At 72.0% G+C, this 19,093-nt stretch carries 14 protein-coding genes and 1 pseudogene; 7 read left to right on the top strand and 8 right to left on the bottom strand.

Annotated features, from left to right (window positions below):
- Window positions 1–537: 537 nt before the first annotated feature.
- Together AB0F29_RS10100 and ptsP are read left to right on the top strand one after the other, a co-directional pair.
- On the top strand, window positions 538–987 hold the full coding sequence (locus AB0F29_RS10100) for a PTS glucose transporter subunit IIA (RefSeq protein WP_018960637.1): 450 nt from the start codon (window positions 538–540) through the stop codon (window positions 985–987).
- A 76-nt stretch (window positions 988–1,063) separates the two neighbouring features.
- A complete protein-coding gene (gene ptsP, locus AB0F29_RS10095; protein ID WP_018960636.1) occupies window positions 1,064–2,734 on the top strand; it encodes a phosphoenolpyruvate--protein phosphotransferase in 1,671 nt (556 codons plus the stop codon).
- Between the two features lie 75 nt (window positions 2,735–2,809).
- Here ptsP and AB0F29_RS10090 read toward each other — a convergent pair whose 3' ends face one another.
- Window positions 2,810–3,763, bottom strand: a complete 954-nt coding sequence (locus AB0F29_RS10090) for a hypothetical protein (RefSeq protein ID WP_361869536.1) — start codon at window positions 3,761–3,763, stop codon at window positions 2,810–2,812.
- 75 nt (window positions 3,764–3,838) lie between these two features.
- A complete protein-coding gene (locus AB0F29_RS10085; RefSeq protein ID WP_361869533.1) occupies window positions 3,839–5,827 on the bottom strand; it encodes an acetoacetate--CoA ligase in 1,989 nt (662 codons plus the stop codon).
- Window positions 5,828–6,046: 219 nt separating this feature from the next.
- On the opposite strand from AB0F29_RS10085, the gene AB0F29_RS10080 reads away from it, so the two are divergent.
- A complete protein-coding gene (locus tag AB0F29_RS10080) occupies window positions 6,047–8,410 on the top strand; it encodes a glycoside hydrolase family 31 protein (protein ID WP_361869530.1) in 2,364 nt (787 codons plus the stop codon).
- A gap of 108 nt (window positions 8,411–8,518) precedes the next feature.
- Here the strand turns inward: AB0F29_RS10080 and AB0F29_RS10075 are convergent, their stop codons facing one another.
- Window positions 8,519–9,085: an NUDIX domain-containing protein gene (locus AB0F29_RS10075; protein ID WP_361869528.1), complete on the bottom strand. Its 567-nt coding sequence runs from the start codon at window positions 9,083–9,085 to the stop codon at window positions 8,519–8,521.
- 150 nt (window positions 9,086–9,235) lie between these two features.
- Window positions 9,236–10,448: pseudogene (locus tag AB0F29_RS10070) on the bottom strand (IS110 family transposase).
- Between the two features lie 319 nt (window positions 10,449–10,767).
- Between AB0F29_RS10070 and AB0F29_RS10065 the strand changes: the two are divergent.
- From AB0F29_RS10065 to AB0F29_RS10050, 4 genes are all read left to right on the top strand, one after another.
- A complete protein-coding gene (locus tag AB0F29_RS10065) occupies window positions 10,768–11,574 on the top strand; it encodes a M15 family metallopeptidase (RefSeq protein ID WP_361869526.1) in 807 nt (268 codons plus the stop codon).
- Between the two features lie 132 nt (window positions 11,575–11,706).
- Window positions 11,707–12,108, top strand: a complete 402-nt coding sequence (locus AB0F29_RS10060; RefSeq protein ID WP_361869523.1) for a DUF962 domain-containing protein — start codon at window positions 11,707–11,709, stop codon at window positions 12,106–12,108.
- Window positions 12,109–12,260: 152 nt separating this feature from the next.
- Entirely contained in the window at window positions 12,261–12,728 is a 468-nt protein-coding gene (locus tag AB0F29_RS10055) for a zinc ribbon domain-containing protein (RefSeq protein WP_361869520.1), read from the top strand.
- A complete protein-coding gene (locus tag AB0F29_RS10050) occupies window positions 12,725–13,927 on the top strand; it encodes a lipid-transfer protein (protein ID WP_361869518.1) in 1,203 nt (400 codons plus the stop codon). Before AB0F29_RS10055 ends, AB0F29_RS10050 begins: the two co-directional genes overlap by 4 nt.
- A 224-nt stretch (window positions 13,928–14,151) precedes the next feature.
- Here AB0F29_RS10050 and AB0F29_RS10045 read toward each other — a convergent pair whose 3' ends face one another.
- Genes AB0F29_RS10045 through AB0F29_RS10030 form a run of 4 tightly spaced genes read right to left on the bottom strand, consistent with a single transcriptional unit; the run spans window position 14,152 to window position 18,791 of the window.
- Window positions 14,152–14,760, bottom strand: coding sequence for an ATP/GTP-binding protein (locus AB0F29_RS10045; RefSeq protein ID WP_018960628.1), 609 nt, complete (start codon window positions 14,758–14,760; stop codon window positions 14,152–14,154).
- The gene (locus tag AB0F29_RS10040; RefSeq protein WP_018960627.1) at window positions 14,741–15,178 is read right to left on the bottom strand and encodes a DUF742 domain-containing protein; all 438 of its coding nucleotides are present in this window, start codon (window positions 15,176–15,178) and stop codon (window positions 14,741–14,743) included. The genes AB0F29_RS10045 and AB0F29_RS10040 overlap by 20 nt, the downstream gene beginning before the upstream one ends.
- An 11-nt stretch (window positions 15,179–15,189) precedes the next feature.
- Entirely contained in the window at window positions 15,190–15,633 is a 444-nt protein-coding gene (locus AB0F29_RS10035; RefSeq protein WP_018960626.1) for a roadblock/LC7 domain-containing protein, read from the bottom strand.
- Window positions 15,630–18,791 carry a nitrate- and nitrite sensing domain-containing protein gene (locus tag AB0F29_RS10030; RefSeq protein WP_361869514.1) on the bottom strand — a complete coding sequence of 1,054 codons (3,162 nt, stop codon included), beginning with the start codon at window positions 18,789–18,791 and terminating at the stop codon, window positions 15,630–15,632. The genes AB0F29_RS10035 and AB0F29_RS10030 overlap by 4 nt, the downstream gene beginning before the upstream one ends.
- Between the last annotated feature and the right edge of the window lie 302 nt (window positions 18,792–19,093).

Genomic DNA, 19,093 nt, shown 5'->3' with positions numbered 1-19,093 from the left:
TCTGGCGTTGACTTTTGGCACGCTGTTGAGTTCTCAAGGAACGGACGCTTCCTTCGGTCCCGTTTCACCGGGGCCCTCCGGGCGCTTCCCTTCGTCTACTTCTTTTGTCCTGCTGTCCTGCGTTTCCGACTCTATCAGACTCTTTCGTGTCCGATTCCCGGTCGAAGCGGGTCTCTCATTTCGCTTTCAGGTAATTCGCTTTCGCGTTCTCCCTTTCGGCGAGTCCGACTCTATCAGGCCTTTCCTGCCCCTCTGACCACGTCCTGCGGGCATGCCGAAGGAAAGGTCAAGGTTAGGATCTGGGCTTGAAGGTCGCCGCCGACCCCCGACTCAAAGTCGCGTTGGGGTCAGGCAGGAGTACGACAGTACAGGCCACCGGGGATCGAGGCAAATCGTTTCTGGTGCACCTCTAGGTCCGCCAAGCGGTAGGTCTCGGGCGGAACCGGGACTTCATATGACTTACTCTGCTGAGCAGTACGCCGTCCCCCATCAGTCGCGGCGGCGACACCTGAATCTCCACCCCCTGGGAGGCTCCCCATGACCAACGTGACGTCCCCTCTTGCTGGACGCGCCATCGGACTCGCCGCGGTTCCCGACCCGGTCTTCTCGGGCGCGATGGTCGGTCCCGGCACCGCCATCGACCCCGTACGTGAGCCCTCCGAGGCTGTGTCCCCGGTCGACGGCATCGTCGTCTCCCTGCACCCCCACGCGTTCGTCGTCGTCGACGCGGACGGGCACGGAGTCCTGACGCACCTCGGCATCGACACCGTCCAGCTCAACGGCGAGGGCTTCGAGCTCCTCGTGAACAAGGGGGACACGGTGACCCGGGGCCAGAGCATCGTGCGCTGGGACCCGGTCGCCGTCGAGGCCGCCGGCAAGTCACCCATCTGCCCGATCGTGGCCCTGGAGGCCACCGCCGAGTCGCTCTCCGATGTCCGTGAGGACGGGGACGTGAAGGTCGGCGACCCGCTGTTCGGCTGGCAGTGACGCCTCGGGCGCAGTGACAAGCCAGTTGCACAACCACCGCGGTGACTCGGTCGCCGCACAACCGGAGACGGGTGAAATGGAGACAACGCTGCGAGGCGTCGGCGTGAGCCACGGTGTGGCCATCGGCGAGGTTCGGCACATGGGTACGGCGGTGCTGGAGCCGCCCGCCAAATCGATTCCCGCCGAGGAGGCCGGTCGCGAACAGGGGCGCGCCAGGCAGGCGGTGGAAGCGGTCGCCGCCGATCTGATCGCGCGCGGCAACCTGGCCGGCGGCGAGGCACAGCACGTGCTCGAGGCGCAGGCCATGATGGCGCAGGACCCCGAGCTGATGTCCGACGTCGATCGGCGGATCGCCGTCGGCAGCACCGCCGAGCGTGCGGTGTACGACGCGTTCGCCGCGTACCGGGCGCTGCTCGCCAATGCCGGGGAGTACCTGGCGGGGCGGGTCGCGGACCTCGACGACGTGCGGAACCGGATCGTGGCGCGGCTGCTCGGTGTGCCGATGCCCGGCGTGCCGGACAGCGACGAGCCGTATGTGCTGATCGCGCGCGACCTCGCGCCGGCCGACACCGCGCTCCTCGACCCGACGCTGGTGCTCGGCTTCGTCACCGAGGAGGGCGGGCCGACCAGTCACAGCGCGATCCTGGCGCGGGCGCTCGGCGTTCCCGCCGTGGTGGCGCTGCCCGGCGCCGGTGAGCTGGCCGAGGGCACGGTCGTCGCGGTGGACGGCAGTACGGGCGAGATCTTCGTCGATCCGAGCGACGAGAAGCGCGCTGAACTGGAGAGTGCCGCCGCCGCTCGCAGGGCGGCACTGTCCGCCTCGACCGGTCCCGGCGCCACGTCGGACGGGCACAAGGTGCCGCTGCTCGCCAACGTCGGCGGTCCGGGCGATGTGCCCGCGGCGGTCGAGGCGGGGGCGGAGGGGGTCGGGCTGTTCCGGACCGAGTTCCTGTTCCTGGACGACAGCAAGCAGGCTCCTTCCGAGGAGAAGCAGATCGCGGCCTACCGCGCGGTGCTGGAGGCGTTCCCCGAGGGGCGTGTCGTCGTGCGTGTGCTGGACGCCGGCGCCGACAAGCCGTTGGACTTCCTGACGCCGGCCGACGAGCCGAACCCGGCGCTCGGCGTCCGTGGGCTGCGCAGCCTGCTGGACCACCCCGAGGTGCTGCGTACCCAGCTGACCGCGCTGGCGAAGGCAGCCGAGGGGCTGCCGGTGTACCTGGAGGTCATGGCCCCCATGGTGGCCGACCGCATCGACGCCAAGGCGTTCGCGGACGCGTGCCGCGAGGCCGGGCTGCGGGCGAAGTTCGGGGCGATGGTGGAGATTCCGTCCGCCGCTCTGCGGGCGCGGTCGATCCTTCAGGAGGTGGAGTTCCTGTCGCTGGGCACCAACGACCTGGCGCAGTACACCTTCGCTGCCGACCGTCAGGTGGGCGCGGTGTCGCGGCTCCAGGACCCGTGGCAGCCGGCGCTGCTGGATCTCGTGGCGCTGTCCGCCGACGCGGCTCGTGCCGAGGGCAAGAGCTGTGGGGTGTGCGGTGAGGCGGCGGCGGATCCGCTGCTGGCGTGTGTGCTGACGGGTCTGGGTGTCACCTCCCTGTCGATGGGCGCCGCGTCCATTCCTTATGTGCGGGCCACGCTGGCCAAGTACACGCTGGCGCAGTGCGAGCGGGCGGCGAACGCCGCTCGTGCGGCGGACTCGGCCGACGAGGCGCGCAGCGCCGCTCAGGCTGTGCTGTCCGGCGAGTAGCAGGGATTCCGCAGGTCGAGGAGGGGCTTTCCGCCGGGTGGCGGGAAGCCCCTCCTGCTGTGTGGTCGTGGTGTGTCAGTGGTGGGGCTCCGCCGGGTCTGCTCCGATGTCGAATCCCGCGCAGTACTCCACGCCGGATTCCGGGGAGACGGGCTCTCCGGTGTCCGCGTCGGTGCAGCAGGCGTTGAAGACCTCGCCCGCGGTGAGCGGGGCGAGGGCTCCGTGGGCCAGACGCCAGCCGTGGACGCGGTCCGGGCTGTCGGGGGCGCTGGTGCGCAGAACGACTCCCCCGCGCGATTCCAGGGCGACGGCCACCGCGAGGACGGTGGCGAACTCCGCGCCCTCCGAGCTGTCGAGGCGGGCCGGTCCCGCGGTGTCGCGGTGGGTGTGGAGCACTGCCAGGAGCTGGTCGTTGTCCGTGGGGGTGCTGCACACCAGGTGGTGGGTGCCTGGTCCCGCCGCTTCCAGCAGGCGCGTGAGGAGGTGCGAGGCGCGGTCGAAGGCCGCGCGTCCGATGTCCTGGCCGCAGTCGGCGCAGGTGCCGAGGTCGGCGAGGAGGAGGGTGGCGTACTGCCAGGTGGCCTGGCGGACGGCTCGGGAGACGAGGACGGGGATGAGGTCGCTCAGGCGTTGGCCGGTGTAGGCGACCGTGGCTCCGGCGGCGGCGATCTCCGCGGTGAAGCGGCTGCGGCTGGCTCCGGTGTCGGCGTCGAGGCCCGATTCGGCGCAGAACTCCGCGTAGTCCTCCGGGTCGAAGAGGGCGACGGTGGTGTGCACACCTTGAGCCGCGAGCGCTTTGAGCAGGCCTTCGACCTGCTGGAGATAGACGGTGTGGTCGTCGAAGGCGAAGGTGCGGTAGCGCCGCATGGCCGCGAAGTCCTGTGCGTCGGCGAGGAGGCCGATCGTGCTGGGCGCTTCGCGGCGCAACGTGCGTCGCATGGTGGTGCCGGTGCCGTGCTTGGTGTGGTGGGTGGTGCTGTTCTCGGTGTGGTGGGTGGTGCCGTTCTCGGTGTGGTCGGTCTGCGCCATGCGTCCCCCTGTGCGCGGTGAATCCTTGCTCACTCAGCGTAATCAGGGGGACTGACAAGCGGTCTGTCCAGCGGCCTAGGTTCTGTCGCGGTTTCGCTTCGTGGCCAGTTCGGCGTAGAAGTGGAGGAGGTCGAGGTTGTCGACGGAGCCCGGGTTGACCGCCTTGGCCAGCTCGGTTCCCTGGAGGAGGCGTTTGACCGGGACCTCGATGCGCTTGCCGGTGAGGGTGTGCGGGATGGCGGGGACCTCGATGACCTCGTCCGGTACGTGGCGCGGGGAGAGGTTCTCGCGGATGGTCCGCTTGATCGCGTCGCGCAGCTCGTCGTCGAGGGTCGCGCCGTCGGCGAGGTGGACGAAGAGCGGCATCCAGTAGCCGCCGTCGGGTTCTTCGAGGCCGATGACGAGGGATTCACGGATCTCGGGGAGCCGTTCGACGGCCTCGTAGATGTCGGCGGAGCCCATGCGGACGCCCTGGCGGTTCAGGGTGGAGTCGGAGCGTCCGTGGATGATCACCGAGCCGTGGTCGGTGAGGGTGATCCAGTCCCCGTGGCGCCAGACGCCGGGGTACGTGTCGAAGTAGCTGTCGTGGTAGCGGCTGCCGTCGGGGTCGTTCCAGAAGCGGATCGGCATGGACGGGAGAGGGTTGGTGACGACGAGTTCGCCGACCTCGCCGATGAGGGGTTTACCGGCCGGGTCCCAGGACTGGAGGTCGGTGCCGAGGCAGGGGGCCTGGAGCTCGCCGATGTGGACGGGGAGGGTGGGGACGGCTCCGGCGAAGCAGCTGCAGACGTCGGTGCCGCCGCTGACGGAGGCGATCCAGAGGTCTTCGGCCACCTCGTCGTGGAGCCAGCGGAAGCCGTCGGGCGGGAGCGGGGAGCCGGTGGTGGCGACGCACTGGACGCGGGAGAGGTCGAAGTCGCGGCCGGGGTGGATGCCGGCCTTGCGGCAGGCCATGACGTAAGCCGCGGAGGTGCCGTAGAGCGTCGCGCCGGTCTGTTCGGCGATCCGCCACTGCGCGCTGACGTCCGGATAGCCGGGGCTGCCGTCGTACAGAACGACGGTGGTGCCGGTGAGGAGGCCGGAGACGAGGAAGTTCCACATCATCCAGCCGGTGGAGGTGTACCAGAAAAAGCGGTCCTCGGGTCCGAGGTCGCAGTGCAGGCCGATCTGCTTGAAGTGTTCGAGCAGGATGCCGCCCTGGGACTGGACGATGGCCTTGGGCAGGCCGGTGGTGCCGGAGGAGTAGAGGACCCAGAGGGGGTGCTCGAAGGGGACCTGTTCGAAGACCGGTTCGGTGTCGGCGGAGGTGAGGGCGGCCCAGGCGAGCGCGCCTTCGGGGGCGTCGGTGCCCAGGAGCGGGATGTGGACGACGGCGCGCAGGGTGGGCAGTTCGCGGCGGAGTTCGGCGACGGTCTCGGTGCGGTCGTGTTCCTTGCCGCCGTAGCGGTAGCCGTCGACGGTGAAGAGGACGACGGGTTCGATCTGCTGGAACCGGTCGAGGACGCTGCGGGCGCCGAAGTCGGGGGCGCAGGAGGTCCAGATGCCGCCGACGGCCGCGGTCGCGAGGAAGGCGACGACGGCCTGCGGGATGTTGGGGAGGTAGCCGCTGACGCGGTCGCCGGGGGTGACGCCGAGGGCGCGGAGTTCGGCGGCGAGCGCGCCGACCTGGCGGCGGAGCTCGGCCCAGCTGACGGGGGTTTGGGTGTGGGTCTCGTCGACGTACAGCAGGGCGGGGGTGTCTGCGCGGGTCGGGTCCTCGGCGGTGCGCAGGGCGTGTTCGGCGTAGTTGAGGGTGGCGCCGGGGAACCAGGTGGCGCCGGGCATCGCGCGGTCGCCGATGACGCTCTCGTACGGCGTGGAGAAGCGGATGTCGAACCATGCGGCGACGGCCTGCCAGAAGGTGTCGAGTTCGTCGACGGACCAGCGGTGCAGGGCCGCGTATCCGCCCTCGGCCGGGGCGCCGTACCGGGTCGCGGCCCAGTTCTGGAAGCGGGTGACGGCCGCGGCCTCGATGCGGTCGGGGCCGGGCTGCCAGAGCGGGGCGTCGGGCGTGGCTGCGGTCATGAGGGCTGCTCCCTGGCTGTACGGGTACGCGGGGTGGGCGTGTCGGTGCCGCACTGGCCGGGATGTGCGCGTGAGCGGCTGACACGGACGATGCCATGTGATCGTCTTCGGCACCAGGGTGGCTCCTCCGTCAGGAGTTCCGCCCTTCCCCGGCCGGCATGGGTGAACGGGAGTTGAACGGGAGGTTCTGCGGGTCGGGCGGGTGGCAGGGTGTGCGCCATGGACGGTCGTGACCTGGTGCGTCGGGTGAGGTTGGTCGGTTCGGTGCGGGGGCTGCGCACGGTGCGTTCGGCGTGGCGGCGGCGGTCCGCGGACGCGGCGGCGCTGCCGCCGCGCGGGGTGGAGCGGGCCCGGGTGCCCGGTGCGTTGACGAGTGCGGAGCCGGGCCCGGGTGGGGGTGTGGTGCGCTTCGTCCGTTCGGAGCTGCGTATCCGTGTGTCAGTGGGCGGTGCGGTGTTCTGGGCGTGGGACGGGGCGGAGCCGCTGCCGTCGTACGCGGTGGCGGGCGAGGCGCCCGCGCCGGATCCGCGGGCGGTGCTGGAGCCGGACAAGGACGGCGGCTGGCAGGTGGTGTCGGAGCGGCTGACGGTGGTGGTGTCGCGGACCGGGGCGGTGGAGCTGCGGACGCCGGGCGGGTTGCTGCTGCGGCGGGAGCTGCCGCCGCGCTGGTGGGAGCCGGTGGGCGGGGGGCCGGTGCGGTGGGTGCAGCGCTCGGAGGTGCCGGCGGACGCGCGGTTCTTCGGGCTCGGGGGCCGGGCGGGCGGGCCCCGGTTGCGGGATGGGGTGTACGGGCTGTGGAACACCGATCCGGGCGGGCGTTTCGGTCCGGGGGACGATCCGCTGTATCTGACGATGCCGGTGCAGGTGGTGGTGTCGGACGCGGGGACGCATCTGGTGTTCCACGACAACAGCTGGGCGGGCCGGGTGGTGCTGCGGGAGGGCGAGGAGGGCGCCGGTTCGGGGCATGACCGGCCGGGCGGCTGCGAGGTGCGGATGGAGGGCGGGCCGCTGCGCTGCTGGGTGGTGGCGGGGACGCCGGCCCGGGTGCTCCAGGGGTGGACGGCGCTGACGGGTGCGCCGGCGCTGCCGCCGTCCTGGGCGCTGGGGCCGCAGCATGCCCGGTGGGGGTTCGGCAGCGAGGTGGAGGTGCGGCGGGTGGTCGACGGGTACCGGGAGCGGGGGCTGCCGCTGTCGGTGCTGCATCTGGACATCGACCACTACGACGCGCACCGGGTGTTCACGGTGGACCGTGCGCGGTTCCCCGCCCTGCCCGCGCTGGCGGAGGAGCTGCGCGAGGACGGGGTGCGGCTGGTGTCGATCGTGGATCCGGCGGTGAAGGCGGAGCCCGGCGACGCGGTGTTCGACGCGGGGGCGGCGGTCGGGGAGCGGGGGGCGTACGTCCGGGACGCGCGGGGGCGGGTGGTGGTCGGGGAGGTGTGGGCGGGGGCCTCGGTCTATCCGGACTTCACTGATCCGCTTGTGCGGGATTGGTGGGGATCTCTGTACGGGGAACGGCTTGCGCAGGGCTTCTCGGGCGTCTGGCACGACATGAACGAGCCGGTGTCGTTCGCGGCGTTCGGGGATCCGTCGCTGCCGCGTTCGGCCCGGCATGTGCTGGAGGGCGTGGGTGGTGACCATCGGGAGGCGCACAACGTGTACGCCCTGGCGATGGCGCGGGCGGGTCATGAGGGGTTGCTCCGGTTCCGTCCGGAGGAGCGGCCGTTCTTGTTCTCGCGGTCGGGCTGGGCCGGGATGCAGCGGTACGGGGGCACCTGGTCCGGTGATGTGTCGACGGGGTGGCCGGGGCTGCGGGCGTCGTTGTCGCTGGTGGTGGGGCTCGGGCTGTGCGGGGTGCCGTACTCGGGTCCGGATGTGGGCGGGTTCGACGGGTTCCCGTCGCCGGAGCTGTATCTGCGGTGGTTCCAGCTGGGGGCGTATCTGCCGTTGTTCCGGACCCATGCGGCGATCGACGCGGGGCGGCGGGAGCCGTGGGAGTTCGGTCCCGAGGTGCTGGAGCACGCGCGGGCGGCGCTGGTGGAGCGGGAGCGGCTGCGCCCGTACTTCGTGACGCTGTCGCACCTGGCGCGGCTGGCCGGTGCCCCCTATGTGCGGCCGATGTGGTGGGGTGCGCCGGGCGACCGGGCGCTGCGGGAGTGCGAGGACGCGTTCCTGTTGGGCGACGCGCTGCTGGTGGCTCCTGTGCTGGAGGCCGGGACGCGGCGTCGGGCGGTGCGGCTGCCCCGGGGGCGGTGGTACGACACGGCGACCGGGCGGGCGTACGAGGGCCCGGGCCAGGTCCTGGTCGACGCTCCGCTGTCGCGGGTGCCGGTGCTGGCGAGGGCGGGCGCGGTGATTCCGGTGCGGGGTGCGGACGGCGGCCCGGAGCTGGAGGTGTGGGCGCCCGCGCCGGGTGCCACCGGGGGCGGGCTGGTGGTACGGGACCCGGGGGACGGGTGGGCGGAGGCGGAGGTCGAGCGGTATGTGTCGCGGTGGGAGGGCGACGGCGTGGTGGTGGAGCGGGACGGCGCGGAGGGCGGGGTCGACTGTCCGGTACGGGTGCGAGGGGTGCGGGGACGGGCCTGAGGGCTGTCCCGCCTGGGGGCTTTCGTTTGGGTCGGGTCGGATCAGGGGGCGGGGCCCGGCGCGTGCGTGTCCGGCGCGTGCGTGTCCGGCGCGCGGGGCTCGGCGGCCTCAGCTGTAGCGGCCGGCGAACCAGGCGTCGGCCGCTTCCGTGTGCAGGGGGAAGGCCAGGGGGCGCGGGCCGTACAGGACGTCGTAGCCGGATGTCTCGTCGGTGGGGGCCGAGGGCGGGAGGCTCGCGAGGGGGCGTGCCGGGAGAAGACCGAAGACCAGGAGGTGGCCGGCGGTGTCGCTGAGCGTGTCGGCGAGACGGACGTCCTCTGCGGCGGCCTCGATGCCGGTCTCCTCGCGCAGCTCCCGGACGACCGCCGCACGCCAGTCCTCGGCATGGTCGATGAACCCGCCGGGCAGGGCCGTACCGCCCTTCTGCGGCTCGATGGTGCGGGTGATGACGACGAGTCCGGTGGAGTCCGGGCCGGTGACGGGGAGCAGGGCCACCGCGACGGGGAGCGGGTTGCGGTAGGCGGTGGTTCCGCAGTGCGGGCAGGTGCGGGGCCAGGCGCCGGCGGACGGCAGCGCGGTGTACGGGGCTCCGCAGGTGCCGCAGTGGGAGTCCCGTACGTACCGGGGCGGCTGCGGGGCGGCGGTCGGGGAGGGGCTGCTGCCGGGTTCGGACACGGGCGGACTGTATCGAACCGTCCTTCCGGCTTTCCGGCCCTTCGGGCTTTCCGGCGCGTACGGCTCTCCGGCCATCCCTCGTTTCCGGGGGGGGTGTCTCTATGTCTTTCGTCAAGGACGTGGTGTCGGGTATGGGGCCGTTTGGGATGGTCATGCGGCGAGGGTGATGGCGGGAATTCTGGACTCGTAGAAGGTGCCGTCGCGGAGCATGGCGAACAGGACACTGATGCGTTGGCGGGCGAGGCGGAGGAGAGCCTGGGTGTGGGTTTTCCCGCGGGCGCGTTGCCGGTCGTAGTAGGTGCGGGAGGCCGGGTCGGCGTTCATGCAGGCGAAGGCGGAGAGGAACATGGCGCGTTTGAGCTGCCGGTTTCCGCCTCGTGGTGCGTGTTCGCCGTGGATCGAGGTCCCGGACGACTTCGTCGTCGGGGCGAGGCCGGCGTAGGAGGCGAGGTGGGCGGCGCTGGGAAAACTGGTGCCGTCGCCGACGGTGACCAGCAGGACGGCGGCGGTCCTGACTCCGACTCCCGGCATCGAGGTCAGGACCGGGTGGAGAGGGTGAGCCTCCAGCAGGCTGCTGATCTGCTTCCAGTGCCCGACGCTGGTCGTGAACCGCCGCGAGCGAGGCCGCCAGGGACGGGATCACGATGTCGAGGGTGCCGGTTCCCGGGACCACGACGGTCTGCTCGTCGAGAGCGTCGAAGACCTCGTCGATCAGCCGGGCGGCCATGCGTGGGGCTTTCGGGCGGATGAGTTCGACGAGTCTGCGGCGGCCGGCTTTGCGCAGAGCGGCCGGAGATCCGTGGCGCTCGAGGAGCCAGGTGACGGCCGGGTGGTCCAGCCGGGGCCCGAGAACGCGCTCCAGCGACGGGTGGAACTGGGTGAGCAGGCCGCGTATTCGGTTGCTGGTGCGGGTGGCTTCGGCGGCGAGGTCCTGGTCGAAGCCGGTCAGCACCGTGAGCTCGGCGGTGATCTCGTCCGTCAGCTCCAGCGACCGCAGGACGTGCGGCATGGTGCGGGCGGCGTCCGCGATGACCGCCGCGTCCTTCGCGTCGGTTTTCGCCTCGCCTGGATAGAGATCGGCGATCCGCCTCATGGCGAGTCCGGGCAGGTAGGCGACCTCGCAGCCCGCGTCACGGGCGACGGTCAGCGGCAGAGCCCCGATCGATGCGGGCTGGTCCACGATCACCAGTACTGTGCCGAACTTCGCGATCAGCTTGTCGAAGACGGCCCGCAGTTTCGGTTCGCTGTTGGGCATCGGCTTGTCGAAGACTTTCTTGCCCGCCGGCGTCAGCCCGTGGCCGTGATGGGCGGTCTTGCCGACGTCCATACCCAGGAAGACGCCCACATCGCCGGTGTCTGACATCGCACCCCTCTTGGGTAGTTGACCTGGCTGGCCTCGGCGTTGGCACCGTGCTCGCGCATCCACGTTATGCAGACCTGCCGCCCACGCTTCTGCCCGGCATTGCGCCGGGCCGGGCGGTGGTCGGGTCTCTCATCAGCGTCTCCGACGGCACCCCACGGCCCCGGCGACACCACCCCCCAGGTCATCCGTTCGACAGAGGGGACACAGTCATACCGGGCCCGGAGGCCAGCGGCCCCATTGCAGGACCGCGAAAAACATAACGGGGGAAGCGACGCCGTGTCCTTTCCCGGAGGCCACGAAGCTGATAGACGGTGTGCCCATGACAGGAATCCGTACCGCTCTGCGTGCTCTGGCCGCCACGGCCGCCGCCCTCCTCGCCGTCACCGCTCTCTCCCCCGCGGCACAGGCGCGCCCCGAACCGAAAGCTCCCGAGGAGTTCGTGGCGCTGCGCTCGGTGGACCCGACGATCATCCAGGAGATGCGTTACACCACGGCGCACACCTTCCTCGGCGAGCGGGTGGACGGATACCGGCAGCCGGTCTGCATCCTGACTCGGCCCGCCGCCCGTGCCCTGCACCTGGCGCAGCGGCGGCTGTTGCGTCAGGGGTACTCGCTGAAGGTGTACGACTGCTATCGGCCGCAGCGGGCGGTGGACCATTTCGTGCGGTGGGCGAAGGACCTCGACGACCGGACCATGAAGGGGGAGTTCTATCCGCGGGTCGACAAGGACCGGCTGTTCGAGGACGGCTACATCGCGGAGAAGTCCGGGCACAGCCGGGGCAGCACGGTGGACCTGACCCTGGTCCGGCTCCCCGCTCTGCCGACCAGGCAGTACCGTCCGGGCGAGCGGCTGACTCCCTGCTTCGCGCCGAAGGACGTGCGGTTCCCCGACAACTCGGTGGACATGGGCACGGGTTACGACTGCTTCGACACCCTGTCGCACACGGACGATCCCCGGATCCAGGGGCCTCAGCGCGCCAACCGGCAGTTCCTGAAGCGGACGTTGAGCGAAGTGGGGTTCGTGAACCTGCCGGAGGAGTGGTGGCACTTCACGTTCAGGCCGGAGCCGTTCCCGGACACCTTCTTCGACTTCCCGGTGCACCGCCGGTCGGTCGCCGGGCGCTGACCGAAAACAGCCCGCCCCGAGGCGCGGGGAACGGGCGACCGGGACCACCCCCGTGGGCTCCGGCCGCCCGTTCTTCATCTCGGACGCGAAAGGGGCGTGTTCGGTTGCCGACCGGGCGGTTACGGTGCCCGTATGCCACAGCAGAAGTTCGATACGTACGAGGAGTTCTGGCCGTACTACGTCGCGATGCACTCCCGTGCCGCCACCCGCTGGGTCCATCTCGCCGGCACCCTGACCGGGCTCGCGATCTCCGCGTACGGGCTCGCACGGGGCCGGAAACGCTGTCTCGCGGCCCTGCCCCTGATCGGTTACGGCACGGCGTGGCCCGCGCATTTCCTGATCGAGAGGAACAACCCGGCCACGTTCGGGCATCCGGTGTGGTCGCTGCGCGGTGACGCGCGGATGATCCGGACGATGCTCGCGGGCCGGGACGCGGAGCTGGCGGAGACCGCGGCGAAGTGGCTGGAGGAGCACGGCGAGGACGGGGGCACCGGCGGGGGAGAGCACGGGCAGGGCGGGGACGGGCGCGGCTGAGGCCCGGCGCGACCGGGGCCGGGGCCGGGGCCGGAGCCGGAGCCGGAGCCGGAGCCGGAGCCGTCCAGGTCCGGCGGGCCGGGCCCCTCGCCGGACAAGGGCGTCCGTGGCACACTTCTGACGTTCCGTCAGATTCAGTGCCGGGAGGGGCTTTGTCGCGCACGCGCATACCCGTGGTGGCCGGTTGGTTCACCGAGGACGCCGCGGAGGAGGATTTCCGGCTGCTGGGCACCCGGTGCTCCGGCTGCCGGTCGGTGCACTTCCCCCGGGAGGACGTCCACTGCCGCAACCCCGGCTGCCCCGGGGGCGAGCTGGAGGAGGCTCCGCTGTCGAAGCGGGGCACGGTGTGGTCCTGCACCGACGGGCGCTACCGGCCCCCTCCCCCGTACGTCAGCGACCCCGGGGCGCCCTGGACTCCGTACACCCTGGTCGCCGTCGAGCTGGCCGCCGAGCGCATGGTGGTGCTGGGGCAGGCCGCCCCCGGGGTGGGCGTGGCCGACCTTCCCGTCGGCTCGGTGGTGGAGGTCGTACCGGGCGTCCTGGACGAGGACCGGGCGGCGGGAGTCGTGCACACGACCTGGCACTGGCGCCCCGTCGCGGCGGCAGGGGCCGGTTCATGACCGGCGGAAGGGCCGGCGACGTGGCCGTCCTAGGGGCCGGGATGCACCCGTGGGGCAAGTGGGGGCGCGGGTTCGTCACGTACGGGCGGATCGCCGCGCACGCCGCCCTCGCGGACGCGGGCATCGGCTGGCCCGAGGTCCGGTCGGTGGTCGGCGCGCAGACGGTGCGCGGGGGCTATCCGGGGTACGTGGCGGGGGCGACGTTCGCCCGGGCGCTCGGGTGGCAGGGGGCGCGGGTGGCGTCCGTGTACGCGGCCTGCGCCTCCGGGGCGCAGGCGATCGACACGGCGCGCGCGCAGATCCTGGCGGGTCTGGCGGACGTGGTGCTGGTGGTCGGGGCCGACGCGGCGCCCAAGGGGTTCTTCGCCCCGGCGGGCGGGGAGCGGCCGGACGACCCGGACTGGCTGCGCTTCCGGGTGCTCGGGGCGACGAATCCGGCGTACTTCGGGCTGTACGCCCGCCGCCGCATGGCGCTGTACGGGGACACCCAGGAGGACTTCGCCCTGGTCAAGGTGAAGAACGCGGCGGCGGGCGCGCTGAACGAGTACGCCCGCTACCGGGTGCCGGTGACGGCCGAGGAGGTCGCCGCCTCCGCGATGGTCTCCGATCCGCTGCGGCTGCTGGACATCTGCGCCACGTCCGACGGAGCAGCCGCCCTGGTGCTGTCCAGCATGGAGTTCGCGCGGCGTCGCGGGGTACGTGATCCGGTGCGGATCCGGGCCGTCTCCACCGTGACGCCGACGTTCCCGAGGACCGTCCTGGATCTGCCGGACATCGGCACGGACTCGGCGGTGGCCGTGGCCCCCTCCCCCGAGAGCTTCCGCGCCTCGATCGCACGGGCCGCGTACGAGGAGGCGGGGACCGGGCCGGAGGATCTCTCGCTGGCCGAGGTCTACGACCTGTCCACGGCCCTGGAGCTGGAGTGGTACGAGGACATCGGGCTCTGCGGTCCCGGCGAGGGGGCGAAGCTGCTGCGGACGGGGGCGACCGCGCTGGGCGGCCGGGTTCCGGTGAACGCGAGCGGCGGTCTGGCCTCGTTCGGCGAGGCGGTCCCCGCCCAGGCCATCGCGCAGGTCTGCGAGCTCACCCGGCAGCTGCGCGGACGGGCCGGGGAGCGGCAGATACCGGGCGCACGGGTCGGCATCACGGCGAACCAGGGGCTGTTCGGGCACGGCTCGGCGGTGGTGGCGGTCCGCTGAGTCGGCTGTCCCCACCAGGTTTTCCCTGCCCTTTACTTGACCGGGCGTCACCGCCGCAGAACACTCGGGGGCCCGGCCCGCCGGACGACGTGCGGCCCGTACCCCTGTCGGCGGGGGTACGGGCCGTACGCGTGTCAGGGCGTGCTGGGCCCTGTTGTCGAACTCCCGCCTGCCCTGCGGGCGACGACGGGAGTTCGACGTCAGGGCCCAGGGCCCCCCTTGGCTCAGGTGGTGACGGGTTCACGGGCCCGTGCCGCTCGTTCCAGGGCGTGCTCCACGACCGCGACCAGGACGTCGCGGACGGAGGACCGGTCCCGCGCGTCGCAGACGAGCACCGGGACCTCGGGGTCGAGGTCGAGGGCGGCCTGCACGGTCTCCGTCGGGAACCGCTCGGCGCCCTCGAAGGTGTTGACCGCGACCGTGAACGGGATCCGCCTGCGCTCGAAGTAGTCGACCGCGGCGAAGCAGTCCTCGAGACGCCGGGTGTCGGCGAGGACGACCGCGCCCAGGGAGCCCTGGGCCAGTTCGTCCCACAGGAACCAGAAGCGGTCCTGGCCCGGCGTGCCGAACAGGTAGAGGACCAGGTCCTCCCGCAGCGTGATCCGGCCGAAGTCCATCGCGACCGTGGTGGTGGTCTTGGACTCGACCCCCGCCAGATCGTCCACCGGGCGGCCCGCCTCGGTGAGGCGTTCCTCGGTGCGCAGGGGCCTGATCTCGCTGACCGAGCCGACCGCGGTCGTCTTGCCGACGCCGAACCCTCCCGCCACCAGGATCTTCAGGGTGACGGGCTCGACGTGCCGCTGCTTGCGGCGGCTAGAGCGCCCGAAGGCCATGGATAACCTCGCGAAGAATGTTCACGTCCGGCAGCTCGGCCGGCGGAACGGGACGGGTGACGTGCACCAGCTCGTCCTCGACGAGGTCGCCGACCAGGACCCGTACCACCCCTACGGGAAGGTCGAGTTCGGCGGCGAGCTCGGCGATCGACTGGGGCATGTCGCTGCAGAGTTCGACGATCGCCACGTGTTCGGGGGCGAGCGTCTGGTCCCGGCCGGGATCGTCGGCGGCCGGTTCCGGTACGACGAGCGCGATCAGGTCGAGGCGGTGACGGGAGGCGCTGCTGGTGCGCCCGCGGGTCATCGCGTACGGGCGGACCACCGGTCCCGCCTCCGCGTCGTACCACCGCGAGACCTGGGGGTCGACGGACCCGTCCGTGGATCCGGGGCCGGTGCCCCGGGGGGAGTCGGCGCTCATGCCCGCCACCCTCACCCTCCGGCGGGCAGACCGGTCGTCCGTGGGGCGTTGGCCAGATGGGCCCCCACGCGCTTGACCATCAGTGTCATCTCGTACGCGACCTGGCCCACGTCGGAGTCGGCGTCCGCCAGGACGGCGAGACAGCTCCCGTCGCCGGCGGCCGTCACGAAGAGGAAGGCCTCGTCCAGTTCGACGACGGTCTGGCGGACCCGGCCCGCGTCGAAGTGGTGGCCCACTCCCTTGGCGAGGCTGTGGAAGCCGGAGGCGACAGCGGCGAGATGCTCGCTGTCCTCACGTGTCAGGTCGCCCGACGCCCCGGTGGCGAGTCCGTCGCTGGAGAGCACCAGCGCCTTGCGTATGCTCGCGACGCGCTGGACGAGCTCGTCGAGCAGCCAGTTCAGTTCGCCCGAGCCCTGGCGTGCGGGGTTGTGTGCTGCGGCGTTCGGTGCGGTCATCGACCGTCCCCTCCCGGAGTGGTTCCTGGTGCTGTGCCACCGGGGCCGCCGGTGTCTTCGGTGTTCGCGATGGATTCGGTGTGCTCGGCGGGATCGGTGTCCGCGGTGGGATCGGTGTCCGCGGTGGATTCGGCGGCGTTCTGCCGACGGCCGCGCTGCCAGCCCCGCTGGAGGGAGGCCATGCGGTCGCGTACCTCGTCCGCGTCGCGCTCGCCGTCGTCGTCGAACGTGGCCACGGGCGCCCGCTGCGGGGTCCGGCCCGCGGATTCCTCACGGAGCTGGCGGGCGAGGCTGGCCTGCCGGACCCGCCGGGGCAGTCCGCCCACGGTGTCGGGCGCCGGTGGGCCGGCCGGGGACGGAGTCCTGTCGTGCCGTGCCCCGGGGGTCGGGGACGGCTCTGTGACGCGCGGTGCCTCCGTGGCGCGGGATGCCTCTGTTGCGCGGGCACGGGACGGCTCCGCGGCACGGGGCGGCTCCGGCGCGCGGTCCATCGCTGTCGAACGGTGCGTCTCTGTCGTGCCGTGCGTCTCTGTCGTGCGGTGCACGGCGGCTCGTACGGTCCAGGGCGCGTCGGTGGTCCGGGACCTGTCGGCCGCCTCGGGCTCCCGGTCGGCGGTGTGCGGGACCGGGCCGGTGGCCTTCCCGGGGGTCTCGACCGGGCCGTCGCCCGGATCGTCGACCCGGCGGCCCCGGTCGGTGACCAGCGTCGGCGGGTTACGGCGCGGCAGCGGGACGGGTCCTGCGGGGCGCATCGGGCGCACTTCCGCCGTGGGATCGTCGGCGTGGTCGCGGGCCTGCTGGTGCTGGTCCCGGTCGGTGGCCCTGCGCATGGAGCCGGGCTCGTCGCGGCGGGGCTCACGGTCGCCCTCGCGGCGCAGGTCCCGGGCGCGGAAGATGCCGCCTCGCTCGCTCTCGGTGTCCTCCAGGTCGGACACGCCGTCCAGGACGGGGCCGAGGGCCGGGTCCAGTTCCGGATGCAGTTCCGGATGCAGTTCCGGATCCGGATCCGGCGAACGGTCCAGCGGGTCGCCGGTGAAGTCCAGCGGGCCGACCGGGGGCTCCAGCTCGACCGGCCCGTCCAGGACGCCCGGTGCGGTGAGCCCGGTGAGCCCGGTGGGCACCGGAGACAGGGCCGGGGACCTGCCGTTGACGCGGCGCTCCGCGCCCGTGCTCGGCGCGTCCCGCACCGCGTCGGAGCTTCGGCCGCTGCCGATCGCCCGTTCGGCCCGACGGTCGAGGCGGAACCCGGTGCCGTGGGTGTCGGGGGCGTCGGTGAGCAGCGCCGCGGGGATGAACACGACCGCGGTGGTGCCTCCGTACGGCGACTTCTGCAGGGAGACGCGGACGTTCTGCCGCTGGGCGAGCCGGCTGACGACGAACAGACCCAGCCGGTCGGTGTCGGAGAGCTCGAAGTCGGGAGTCTCGGCAAGCCGCAGGTTGGCGTCGAGGAGGATCTCGGGGGCCATGCCGAGGCCCCGGTCGTGGATTTCGAGCGTGAAGCCGTTGGAGACGCGTTCACCGTGCACCTGGACCGCGGTGTGCGGGGGTGAGAAGACGGTGGCGTTCTCCAGGAGTTCGGCGATCAGGTGGGTGAGGTCGGCCACGGCGGGGCCGCCCACGCCGATCCGGGCGAGGCGCCGGACCTCGATGCGCTCGTAGTCCTCGACCTCGGCGACGGCCGCCCGCACGACGTCCATCAGCTGGATGGGCTTGCGCCACTGGCGGGAGGGGGCGGCGCCGGAGAGGATCACGAGGCCCTCGGCGTGGCGCCGCATGCGCGTGGTGAGGTGGTCGAGGCGGAACAGGTCGGCCAACTCGTCGCCGTTCTCGGTGCGGCGCTCCATCGCGTCCAGCAGCGTGAGCTGTCGGTGCAGGAGGACCTGGTTGCGGCGGGCGAGGTTGACGAAGACCTCGGAGACGCCGCGCCGCATGTCCGCCTGCTTGACCGCGGCCTCGACGGCGGCCCGCTGAAGGGTGTTGAGCGCCTGTCCGACCTGGCCGATCTCGTCGGGCTCGTAACTGAGGTGCGGGGCCTCGGTCTCGACGTCCACCGACTCGCCCGCGGCCAGCCTGCGCATGACGCTGGGCAGCCGGACGCCGGAGACCTCGTGGGCGTCCTTGCGCAGCCGGGAGAGGTCCCGGATGAGTTCCCGGCCGATGCGTACGGAGACGAAGACCGAGACGATCAGGGCCAGGAAGCCGAGGACTCCGGCGATCCCGGCCTGGATGAGGACCCGGTAGGCGGCCGGCTCGGCGCGGTCCTGGAAACGGTTGCCCATCTCCGTGGCGTCGCCCGCCAGCCGGTCGAGGACGGTGACGGCCGATTCCTCCCAGTGGTCGGCGTCGACGGCGCCGGGGTCCTTCGTCGGACCGGCGGCGATCAGGGCATCCTCGGCGGTGCGCAGCGGTTCGGTGTCGGGGCTGCCCCAGAACTGCTCGACGCGTCGGCGCTCCCCGGCGGGCAGGTTTCCCAGGCTGACCTCGTAGAGCAGCTCACGCTGGGCCACGAGCCCGGATATCTGGCGCAGTTCGGAGGTGGTGAAGCGGCCCGCGATGAGGCCCGAGGCGATCAGGGCGTCCTCGCGGGAGAGCATCTCCCGGGCCCGGGAGACCCCGACCAGGGCCCGCATCTGCTGGTCCATCGACACGTTCTCCAGGGTGTGGAGTCCGGTGAGGAAGCGGTACGAGGGGTCGACGAGGCCGTTGTAGAAGTCCAGCGCCTTGGCCCGGCTGATGGTGCGCTTCTCCACCGATTCGCGCAGGGCGTCCAGTCCGTCGACGGCGCTGAGGATGGCGTCCAGGCGGCTCGCGTCGGAGGCGCTCAGCGCTTCCCGGACGCCCTGCTCCCGGGCGTTCTCCCTGACCTCGCCCACGATGCGGTCGGTGGCGGCGCGCCGGCCCATGAGGACGGGGAGCGCTTCGGAGGCCCGGGGATCGGCGAGGAAGACCAGCGTCTGCCGTCGCTCGTCCTGGACGGCTCGGACGGCGTCCTCCAGTGGGTGGCCGACCTTCTCCACGATGGAACCGGCACTCATCAGCTCGTCGGCCTGACGGCCGGTGATGTAGGTCGCGAAGACCCAGAGGCCCGTGAGGGAGACGAGCGGCACCAGCAGCAACGCCACGATCTTCCTGCGGATGGACTTCCCGCGAAAGCGCATGGCCTCCCCCAGATCGGCCCCGCACCGCGGGGGTGGTCTTCTCCCGGTCGTCCCTCGGCCCCGCCCCGCCGCGCACCGTGCGTACACCGGCGCGCATCGGGCGGACGCGGGTGAGGTCCGTCCTGCGTCAATAAACGGCGCGAGCCTACTACCGACACCGAGACAACTCGAAGACACGTCCGGATGATTTTCAGCCGTCCACCCTGGACTTGATCATGAGTTGTCCCCGTATTCCCGGAGATGAAATTCGCGAAAGCGACAGACGCTACCGGCTGGACCTGTCAGCACCAGCACGTATCAGT

This window comes from Streptomyces sp. NPDC026589, from assembly GCF_040638385.1.
In the GTDB taxonomy this organism is placed as follows: domain Bacteria; phylum Actinomycetota; class Actinomycetes; order Streptomycetales; family Streptomycetaceae; genus Streptomyces.
The sequence above is the reverse complement of the archived record's forward strand: the minus strand, read 5'-3'. Positions and strand labels throughout refer to the sequence as shown.